The 310-nt window shown below is 32.3% G+C and carries 2 protein-coding genes; one reads left to right on the top strand and one right to left on the bottom strand.

The features are described from left to right. Nucleotide 1: 1 nt before the first annotated feature. Nucleotides 2-142: a ribbon-helix-helix domain-containing protein gene (locus DDE80_RS14915; protein WP_108306967.1), complete on the bottom strand. Its 141-nt coding sequence runs from the start codon at nt 140-142 to the stop codon at nt 2-4. An 88-nt stretch (nt 143-230) separates the two neighbouring features. On the opposite strand from DDE80_RS14915, the gene DDE80_RS14920 reads away from it, so the two are divergent. After that, nucleotides 231-310 (top strand): helix-turn-helix domain-containing protein (locus tag DDE80_RS14920; RefSeq protein ID WP_153060960.1); only part of this gene is annotated, 80 nt, incomplete at its 3' end.

Consider the following 310-nt stretch of genomic DNA (forward strand, 5'->3'; position numbering starts at 1 on the left):
GTTATTTTTCTAAGCCTTTTCGCAATAATTCGAGAATAGTTGCTGTTCTTGTAGACAGTCCGTTTTCTTCTTGGTATTTATCTAATTTCTCGATAATTGATTTAGGCATACGAATTTCTACACGTTCTTTATTATCTTTCAAAATTATCACCTCTCACTTGATTGTACGGTATTTCTACGATACAATCAATATACACGATATTATTCAGTACAAAGCGAGGTGAATTGATATGACTAAACAAAACAAAGCTTTCAAATTCCGTTTACTACCAAACAGAGAACAGGCAGTATTATTAGCCAAAACATTTGG

It is taken from the genome of Metalysinibacillus jejuensis (assembly GCF_003057615.1).
Classification (GTDB): Bacteria; Bacillota; Bacilli; order Bacillales_A; family Planococcaceae; genus Metalysinibacillus; species Metalysinibacillus jejuensis.